Annotated in this window: 8 protein-coding genes and 3 pseudogenes; 10 read left to right on the forward strand and 1 reads right to left on the reverse strand. The window is 41.9% G+C overall.

Translation table 11 applies throughout. The features are described from left to right. Nucleotides 1–393: 393 nt before the first annotated feature. The 5 genes and pseudogenes from E2L07_RS21375 (at nt 394) to E2L07_RS18910 (ending at nt 3,345) form a co-directional block, all read left to right on the forward strand. Nucleotides 394–615: a hypothetical protein gene (locus E2L07_RS21375; RefSeq protein ID WP_233443767.1), complete on the forward strand. Its 222-nt coding sequence runs from the start codon at nt 394–396 to the stop codon at nt 613–615. A gap of 121 nt (nt 616–736) precedes the next feature. Then, the gene (locus tag E2L07_RS18895; RefSeq protein WP_233443770.1) at nt 737–1,597 is read left to right on the forward strand and encodes a sensor histidine kinase; all 861 of its coding nucleotides are present in this window, start codon (nt 737–739) and stop codon (nt 1,595–1,597) included. Beyond that, nucleotides 1,524–2,156, forward strand: a complete 633-nt coding sequence (locus tag E2L07_RS18900) for a response regulator transcription factor (protein ID WP_134230351.1) — start codon at nt 1,524–1,526, stop codon at nt 2,154–2,156. The genes E2L07_RS18895 and E2L07_RS18900 overlap by 74 nt, the downstream gene beginning before the upstream one ends. Nucleotides 2,157–2,276: 120 nt before the next feature. Beyond that, nucleotides 2,277–3,048 (forward strand): annotated as a pseudogene (locus E2L07_RS18905) (ABC transporter ATP-binding protein); the annotation flags it as partial. Nucleotides 3,049–3,144: 96 nt separating this feature from the next. After that, nucleotides 3,145–3,345: a hypothetical protein gene (locus tag E2L07_RS18910; protein ID WP_243855010.1), complete on the forward strand. Its 201-nt coding sequence runs from the start codon at nt 3,145–3,147 to the stop codon at nt 3,343–3,345. Between the two features lie 159 nt (nt 3,346–3,504). Here the strand turns inward: E2L07_RS18910 and gdhA are convergent, their stop codons facing one another. Continuing rightward, nucleotides 3,505–4,881 (reverse strand): NADP-specific glutamate dehydrogenase, encoded by a 1,377-nt coding sequence (gdhA, locus tag E2L07_RS18915; protein ID WP_134230352.1) that lies wholly within the window; start codon nt 4,879–4,881, stop codon nt 3,505–3,507. A gap of 203 nt (nt 4,882–5,084) precedes the next feature. Here gdhA and gltC point away from each other — a divergent pair, with 203 nt between their 5' ends. The 5 genes and pseudogenes from gltC to E2L07_RS18940 form a co-directional block, all read left to right on the forward strand. Further along, a complete protein-coding gene (gene gltC / locus E2L07_RS18920; RefSeq protein WP_010898259.1) occupies nt 5,085–5,990 on the forward strand; it encodes a glutamate biosynthesis transcriptional regulator GltC in 906 nt (301 codons plus the stop codon). 127 nt (nt 5,991–6,117) lie between these two features. Then, entirely contained in the window at nt 6,118–6,687 is a 570-nt protein-coding gene (locus tag E2L07_RS18925; RefSeq protein ID WP_243855011.1) for a TetR/AcrR family transcriptional regulator, read from the forward strand. 103 nt (nt 6,688–6,790) lie between these two features. After that, a pseudogene (locus tag E2L07_RS18930) lies at nt 6,791–7,099 on the forward strand (GNAT family N-acetyltransferase); the annotation flags it as partial. A 127-nt stretch (nt 7,100–7,226) separates the two neighbouring features. Further along, nucleotides 7,227–8,429 carry a transposase gene (locus E2L07_RS18935; RefSeq protein WP_063210481.1) on the forward strand — a complete coding sequence of 401 codons (1,203 nt, stop codon included), beginning with the start codon at nt 7,227–7,229 and terminating at the stop codon, nt 8,427–8,429. 145 nt (nt 8,430–8,574) lie between these two features. Beyond that, nucleotides 8,575–8,880 (forward strand): annotated as a pseudogene (locus tag E2L07_RS18940) (GNAT family N-acetyltransferase); the annotation flags it as partial. Nucleotides 8,881–9,346 lie beyond the last annotated feature (466 nt).

Consider the following 9,346-nt stretch of genomic DNA (forward strand, 5'->3'; position numbering starts at 1 on the left):
TGGTTTTGGTGAGGCCTACGAAGCTTTACAAGAAATGTTCAAGCAACGCTACTCCGGGCCATAATCAAGGAGCGACGAGCAGCTTATGACTGTCCCTCTGCAGAGGGACAGTCATAAGCTAGAAACCGTATTCGAGGAGTACCCTAAGACCGTTACACAAACTTATTGACAGTACCTGATAGAATGTAGATAAAATCTCCGTTTTTTTTACCTAATCAAAAAAGGGAAACGGTATCTGAATCGAAAAAAATCTTGGTCTCTCTGAAGTAAGATGGTAAAGTCGACAGTGCAAGGGTTAAAGTTTCTTAAATCCTGGGGTTGTTTTTTGTATATCATAGTATAATAAGAAAAAGGTTTGTTGTTACTTCCGACGTGTGTGGGAGGCTTTGTGGCATGGGAAAATCGTATTTTATTTGGCTTGCAGTCCATTTTGTTATATGGGTATTTGTTCTTTTACATATAGAACCAAGCATACACAATAGTCAATTGGCGAGCATTTGTCTGTTTTTTATCATTTTATTTATCCTCCCCCTCTTTAAACGAAAGCCATGGATCCAAGCAGCATTGTTTAGTATTCAAGCATTGACTACCCTCATCTTTTTTTTATCCTACTGACAATGGATTAAACCTTTATGCTCTCCTCGTACATGGGTTAATTATAGCGGAAGCAGTTTTTTACCTATCTCATTGGCAAAGCTTCGTTGTGATGGGTCAGCTTGGTAGCGCAGCATGGATCATGATACACGCGATCCTTCCGACTTCCGCGTTCACTTTCTCCGTGCTTTTTTATCTATTAGTCGCGATTGCAATGTTGTACCATCAATCCATACATAGACGCGGACTCGAGAGTGAGAAAAAGAAAGATGCTTTATTAGATGAATATCGAAAGATGAAAAGGCAACTCTTAACGGAAGAGGAGCAGGCAAGACAGGATGAACGGATGTTGATCGGTCATGAAATCCATGATTCAGTCGGTCATAAACTTACAGCACTCGTCATGCAACTTGAGGCTTTCCGTCTGACAGCAGCAGAGCAAGATAAAGAAACAATCGAAAGCTTGAAAGTACTAGCTGAACGAAGTCTAGAGGAAACGAGACGGGCGGTCAAATCTTTTAAGCACAAAGAAGTAGGCGGCTTGCAAGGAGTTATCCGTTTAATCCGAAAGTTAGAAATGGAGAGCTTTATGAACATCCATTTCTCTGTCAAGCATGGGGCGTTTGCTGCACCATTAACTGGGGAACAGTCCTTTGCTATTTATCGTGCGATTCAAGAAGCGTTGACGAATATTATGAAACATAGCTCGACAAGGGAAGCGCAAGTCTTATTTGAATCGCCTGGCGGGAGCGTTTTTCGTTTTGAAGTCCTAAACGCGGCCCCTCCCAATCCTTTTTTTCAAGAGGGCTATGGATTGAAAGGGATGAGAGAACGATTAGAAAAAGTGGGCGGTTCACTGGATATCGTTCAAAATGAACGCCAATTTATCGTAACAGGGAGCATACGATTATTTGAACGGAGAGGATCATATGATCAAGGTATTATTAGCGGAAGATCAAGTAATGGTTCGCCAAGGCTTGAAGGTCATGATCGAGACAGATGAGGATATTTTCGTAACGGGAGAAGCAACGAACGGTAAAGAAGCGATCCGTTTATGTGAAAGCCAACGTTTCGATGTCGCCGTTTTGGATATTCGCATGCCTGAAATGGATGGAATTGAAGCGGCCAAGGTTTTACGTTCACGCTTTCCCGAGATGAAAATTCTCATGCTCACCACTTTTGATGATCACCAATATGTAATGGAAGCTCTAAAACTAGGAGTTAGTGGCTGTATGCTGAAAGATGGAGATACAGAATCCCTCATTCGTTCGATTAAAAGTGCGCTGAACGGCGGCCTCTCGTTGGAGGATCAGGTTGCAGCAAAAGTGATGCCCGTGTTGCTACAACATGAAGAGGCCATCCCAATCGATCCTACCTTAACCCCGAGGGAAATTGCGATCTTAAAATGTATTGGCGAAGGTCTGAATAATAAGGAAGTAGCCGAACGGCTAGGCTTGTCTGTGGGAACAGTCAAAAATCAGACGAGTCAGATTTTAGATAAACTAGCCTTAAGGGATCGAACCCAACTGGCGATCTATGCGATTCGTCATCGACTCGTATGATGATAAGAAAAAGTGACAAAAGTAATAGATGTTAGACCTTCGAGTGACCAGAGTCAGTAGCGGCTTTGGTTTTTCTGTTTTAAGATGCAATTACACAACAGAGGGAAAGGGGAAAAAAGGATGCTTGAAACGATCAATTTGTGCAAAACTTTTAAAGGACAGCCAGCCGTGCAAGAGGTCAATATGTATTTGAACTCTGGTGAATCCGTTGGCTTGCTAGGCCCAAATGGGGCAGGGAAATCAACGACGATCTCTATGATCTCAACTTTGATTAAACCGACAAGTGGAGAAATTAAGCTTAATGGTATAAACATTATTAGTCATCCAGGAGACATTCGAAAAATTTTAGGCGTGGTGCCACAGGAGTTAGCCCTTTACCAAGAACTTTCAGCTTATGAAAACCTTAAATTTTTCGGTTCAACTTATAAAATGAAAGGAAAACACCTTGAAAATAGGATTCAACATGCATTAGAAATTGTTGGATTAAAAGACCGTCAAAAGGATTTGGTCAAAACCTTTTCTGGTGGAATGAAACGCCGGATTAACATTGCAGCAGCCCTGCTCCACGAGCCGAAAATTCTTATTTTAGATAAACCAACGGTTGGTATCGACCCGCAATCGAGAAATCATATTCTTGAAACAGTCCGAACATTAAATGAAAACGAAGGAACAACGGTTTTATACACGAGTCATTATGATGGAGGAAGTCGAACAGCTCTGTGATCGATTGTACATTATGGACCATGGGGAAATTATTGCAGCAGGTACGAAAGAGGAACTACTGAGCATTTTATCGACGGAGGATACGATTAAAGTTGAACTTAGTAAGATTGACGAAACTTTTGTTCAGAATGTGAAGATGATCGAAGGTGTACGTAAGGTAGAGGCTTCTCATTCGCAATAGAAAATGATCGCGAAAACAGAGCAGTTTTACGCTATTTATCCATCGTTAATCCCGCTAATTCCTCTGATTAGTGGGGCCTATATGATGCCTGGTACAATTACGAATCCAGTATTGTTGTTTATCGCTGACCTTTTTCCGATGGCTCATGCCATGGATGCAATGATGTCTGTCATTTTCTATCATGCTGAGTTGTCAGATGTCATAATGGCACTCCTCACTATGTTACTGATTGGGATCATTGCCATGGGCCTAGGGATTAATCTTATTGAACGGAGGAATCAGTAGCCCGACTTCTCCTTAAGTTCAACTACCTAAAAATACAGGTGAAACAACCCACAGACTTCCCTCGACAAGCCTGTGGGTTGTAGCATTGATGGTAATGCTTAGATTTTCTCAAACGGATACTATCAAAAAGCTATGAAATAAGGGAACTCAATGCAAACACTAGACGACCCCGTGGGAAATCATGGCATCTGCAACTTTCACGAATCCAGCAATGTTGGCGCCGACCACAAGATTTCCAGAAGCCTCATACAACTCCGCCGCCTTTATACTTTCGCGATAAATGTTTTTCATTATCTCATACAGCTTGGCATCCACTTCCTCAAAAGTCCACGCTAATCTTGTGCTGTTTTGTGCCATTTCCAAAGCAGACACGGAAACACCGCCTGCATTCGCCGCTTTCGCAGGCGCAAACAGTACTCCATGCTCTTGAAAGGTATGGACAGCTTGAAGTGTGGAAGGCATATTGGCTCCTTCACCGACTGCTTTCACACCGTTAGCGATTAACATCGTTGCAGCCGCTTCATCGAGTTCATTTTGTGTTGCACAAGGCAAGGCAATGTCGCACGGAACAGACCATATACCTGAGCAACCTTGAACATAATGAGCATGGGGATGTTCGTTTACGTATTCGCTGATCCGTTTTCTTTCGACTTCTTTCAAACGCTTGACCGTCTGTAAATCGATGCCGTTTTTGTCGTAGACGTAGCCTCCAGAATCGCTGCATGCTACCACTTTTGCACCGAGCTGCATCGCTTTTTCCATGGCGTAAATCGAGACATTCCCCGATCCCGATACAACAACCGTACTCCCAGCAAAGCTGAAGCCGTGATCTTTGATCATTTCTTCTACAAAATACACCGTGCCGTAGCCAGTCGCTTCTTTTCTGGCAAGACTTCCGCCGTAGCCAATGCCTTTTCCAGTCAGCACTCCGGCCTCAAAGCCGCCACGCATTTTTTTATACTGTCCGAACATATAGCCAATTTCCTTGGCGCCCACACCGATATCTCCTGCAGGAACATCTATATCCGGTCCAATATAGTTGCTAAGCTCTGACATGAAGCTTTGGCAAAAACGCATGATTTCACCGTCGCTCTTTCCTTTTGGGTCAAAATCGGAGCCGCCTTTGCCACCGCCAATTGGTTGACCTGTTAAAGCGTTTTTAAATATTTGCTCAAATCCGAGAAATTTAATGATGCTTGCATTAACAGAAGGATGAAACCGCAAACCACCTTTATACGGTCCGAGAGCACTGTTAAATTGTACACGAAACCCACGATTCACTTGGACGTTTCCTTGATCATCCACCCAAGGGACTCGAAAGGAAATAACTCTTTCCGGTTCTACGATTCTTTCGAGTATCGCTTGCTTAACATATTGCGGATGCTTCACAAGGACAGGTAGTAACGAATCAAACACTTCCTTAACCGCTTGATGAAATTCATGTTCATTCGGATTACGTCGTTTCACGGTTTCGTATACGTGCTGTACATAATACTGAACGTCATACGTTTGTTTCTCTCTTACCAATGTTGTCATTCCACGGCCTCCCTAACTCCTTTATGTCAATCTTTCAAAAAGTCTCTCATCGTAACAGAATCCTTTTTACGTCATGAGGATTTATTCATGTGAACAAGAATAGATATCTGCTTGGAAGTATTTTATAATTAAATAAATCATCTAATCAATATCAATAATTGATAAGTTTAATGCCTTTTTTAGATGAATGTGAAGGTGATGCTATGGAATTCAGACAATTAACGTACTTCATGGAAGTGGCAAAACGAGAGCATGTAACCGAAGCGGCTGCCGCTCTACATGTAGCTCAATCTGCTGTCAGCAGACAGATCTTTAACTTAGAAAACGAATTAGGCGTTGATCTGTTTATTAGGGATGGACGTCGAGTGAAATTGACTCCCATCGGTAAAATGTTTTTAGAGCGAATCACTCATGCCATGAATGTCATTGATGATGCCAAACGAGAAGTTCAAGAGTATCTAGACCCGGAAAAGGGGACAATTCGTGTCGCATTTCCGATCAGCCTTGCCGCATATACATTGCCAACGGTTATTTACGCATTCCGCAAACGATATCCAGAGGCAAAGTTTCAGCTGAAACAAGCTCTTTATCATGAGCTGATCAATGGGGTTATTAAAGGGGACTATAATATGGCACTTATTGGCCCGGTTCCCATGGATGAAAAGAAAATTGCTCGTAAAATCTTATTCACTGAACAGGTTGTTGCACTCTTGCCGTTGCATCATCCATTGGCTGAAAACAACGCAATCCATTTACGAGATTTGAAGGATGATCCATTTGTTTTGCTCCCAGAAGGGTTTGTTTTCAGAGATATTGTCATCAATGCATGCTCCGATCTAGGGTTCTATCCCAACATCGCTTTTGAAGGGGATGATATCGATGCATTGAAAGGCTTAGTTTCGGCAGGATTAGGAGTCACATTAATGCCGGAAGTCACTCTTGTTGATAGCACGCCTCGCTCAACTGTCAAAATTCCGCTGATTGAGCCGAACGTGACAAGGACCGTTGGTGTGATCACTCCGACTGAACGAGGGCTTTTGCCAACAGAAGAATTATTTTATGCCTTTCTAGAAGAATTTTTTACACAGCTCCATCATTTTAAACATTAACCTGTATCAAAACGAGTGAAGGAAAGGCGCGTAAGAAAATCGGAGAATCATACGGATCTGTGGCACTACCCAACTAAACGTTTCGTCATAAGGCGGCTTCTTTGCTTATTCGTTCGAAATGGCGACGGTGGATCGTCGCTCGAAGGCACCAACGAAAGAAGCACGTTTCAAAGCGATTCTTGATGCCGCTACCGAGGTTTTAGTTGAAAAGCCGACCGCGTCCATGAATGAGATTGCGGAATATGCAGGAGTGGGTGTGGCCACTCTCCACCGCTATGTTGAGAACAGAGAAAAGCTAATGGTTTATTTGGGTTACCGAGCCATACAGGCAGTAAGTGAAACTATTGAGGGCATTCCGCTGAATGAAGAAAACGATGAAAACTATATCTCTAAGCTGGTTGAAGCATTAATCCCACTAGGTGACAAAGTGTATTTTCTTGGGCATGATGCATCGGTATATTATAACAAAGAGTTAGAAGAAGCGGACGAAAAGTTAAGAGCACCTGTTCGCTGCGTTATTCAGCGTCTACAGAAAAAGGGATTTTTTATCCAATCGGTTAACAGTGAATGGATCTTAAATGTGCTTTACTCGTTACTTTTCCTAACATGGCAGCAAGTGCAAGAAGGCCATATAGCTAAAAATTCTGCCGCTTCACTTGTGTTAAGTACGTTTTATCACGGTTTCAGAGCAAAGTAACAGTTGATCATCCTACAATCAGAGGACAATTTGATTTCATTTACATCCTAAAACAACAGCATTCTGATCATTAAATAAGTAGCGAGACAAAGGAGTGTCCATGATGTCACATATCTCAATCGTAAAGGCAGACCCACAATCCCAGCTCGGAGCTAGCCTGAATCAAATGGCACTAGATTATATGGTTAACCCACTAGCAGGCTCTAACAATAAGAACATAATTGATGCAACGTTTCGTAAGTTATGGCAATCGAAAAACAACCGCTTTAGCCATCAGTACGCCTTTGAAGCGCAAATCGATAGACAAACGTTAGGAATGATTACATGTTATCCAATTAAGGTTTTAAAACAGCTTGCCTGGCCGACCTTTAAGCAGCTGTTTTCTTATCGTAAATTGCAGCTTTTTTATTATGAGCATTTTGCATATTTTTTGACCCAAGAGCCATAAGGATTTCAAAGACATAAAAAAGGACTTCACCCCTAAAATGTAGAATTTTTGAAGTGACGAAACCACAAAAATTCAAAAGGAGGAAGTCACTTTGTATATTCTACAAGAAAGCCTATTTTCCTTTGAAGAACTGCAAAAATTAGAGTCAAAAGAGAAATTACCTATCTTTTTTAGCTCGCTTGATTTACGCCCTTATGCTAAACAGTTGAGAAGTTCTTCACCCCGAGGGGCTGACGGTCATTCCAGAGAAGGGATTCTAAGGGCTCTCATCGCTGCCCCACTCGAAGGCATCGACACCTTTACCGCCCTTCATCATCGATTGGATAAAGACCTTCGTTTCCGTTATCAATGCGGTTTATCGATTGATCGCCCCGCACCGTCTATCTCCACTCTCAGCCGGGTTTTTGCGGCACTTACCAAAAAAAAGCTGGCTGAAAAGATCTTCCTTGACTTGGTACAGTTAGCTCAGGAGGAAGGAATAATTGACGGCAGCCACCAGGCCATCGACAGTGCCGCCATTGATGCCTATGAAAAGAAACAGCCCAAAAAGCGTAGTGAACAAACGGGTAATGCCAATTGGGGCGCAAAATATGATTCCTTCGGCAATAAAATTACCTGGTTTGGCTATAAGATGCATCTTTCAGTCGATACCGCAAGCGAACTGCCAATGGCCATAAAAGTAACCCCTGCCCATGTGAACGATGGAGAAGTCGCACCAGAATTAATAGAGCAAGTGGCAGAGCGTACCAAATCCAAAATTGAATTTCTGATCATGGATGGCGGATATGACCAACTAAAAAACTATGAATCAGCCAAAAACATTGGAGCGCAAGCCATTATCCCGCTCAATTTGCGCAACGAAAAAGAGCCTCCTGAAGGGATTTCTTCCAATGGAACTCCGCGTTGTTCCATGGGTTATGAAATGACTTATTGGGGAGCTGATAAGGACCAGCTCAAGTTCAGATGTCCTCACGCAACCGGCAAAGTGGATTGCCCATTAGGAATGGCAGCCTGTTCATCTTCCAACTATGGAATGGTGGTAAAAGTCGACATCAAAAAGGATGTGCGCCGATATTCCAATCCGCACCGTGATACAAAACGTTGGAAAGAGCTTTACAACGAGAGGACAAGTGTAGAACGCTGTAATTCAAGAATGAAAAGCTACCTTACGGCGAACTCCCTACATGTATGGGGAATTGAAAAAGTAAAGACCCATATTTACCTGAACGCTATTGTATTACTTGTTTCAGCGCTAGCGATGGCAAAGGAAAATAAAGGGAAGAAAGCCGCTTAAAAAAATTCAATGTGAAAAATTCTGTAGGTATGCCCGAAAACAAGATTATTGTAATATTTTGTAAAATAACATGCTGGTAGCTATTTGTCGAGTGCTTTATTTTTTATACTTTTATCCCAAAAATCTAATTTTGCAAAATGCTCATTATAATATTCGAAACCTAAAATTACTCTATTTCATCACCACGATGAAAGAGGGGGAAGATGACTAGTTTCATGTCGGAACCATCGCCACATTGCCAGAAAGTAGAGGGTTAGGGGTAGGGAGCCAGCTTCTTCAATTTGCCGAAGCGCAAACGTCTTTACAAGGATTTTCCAAATGCTCTTTAACGGTTAAAAAGGAGAATAAACTTGCGATTAAACTATATCAAAAGATCGGTTAACATATAACAGGAGAAATCAATAAACCTGCATTTTCATTGTACCGAATGGTGAAAACAATAAGTGGATAACAAATAAGTCCTGTTTAAAAGAACCCAACAAACAAGTCTTCGTACTGACAAACATTTAGCCGGTTCCATTTACCATGGTGGAAGCCGGCTTTTTCTAGGCTTTGCTTAGTTTGGTCATGATTAGATTTCATATAAAGGACACCTCTTCTGTATGGTATGTTTGATTCTCAACAAATCAACTATACCAAACGGATGGGTGCTTTCTTATGCAATTTTTCATGAGCATAAGAGTATTTCAATAACGTCAGCAACTAGTGTTCCTCTTCCTGGCCCTCAGGAAACCAAATTTTAAAATTGCCGCTTAGTGCGAGCATCGCAAACAAATATAAGAGCTTGTTCAAAAAGCCATAAAATCCGAAAAAAAATAAAAATGCACCTTAGCGAAAAATGGTAAAATGGAAGTAACGAATCAACCAAAAATACCAATTTGCGAGGTGCATTTTCATGGATATGCAGCTAGAACTGC

Source organism: Halalkalibacterium halodurans (genome assembly GCF_004376175.1).
GTDB classification, from domain to species: domain Bacteria; phylum Bacillota; class Bacilli; order Bacillales; family Bacillaceae_D; genus Halalkalibacterium; species Halalkalibacterium halodurans.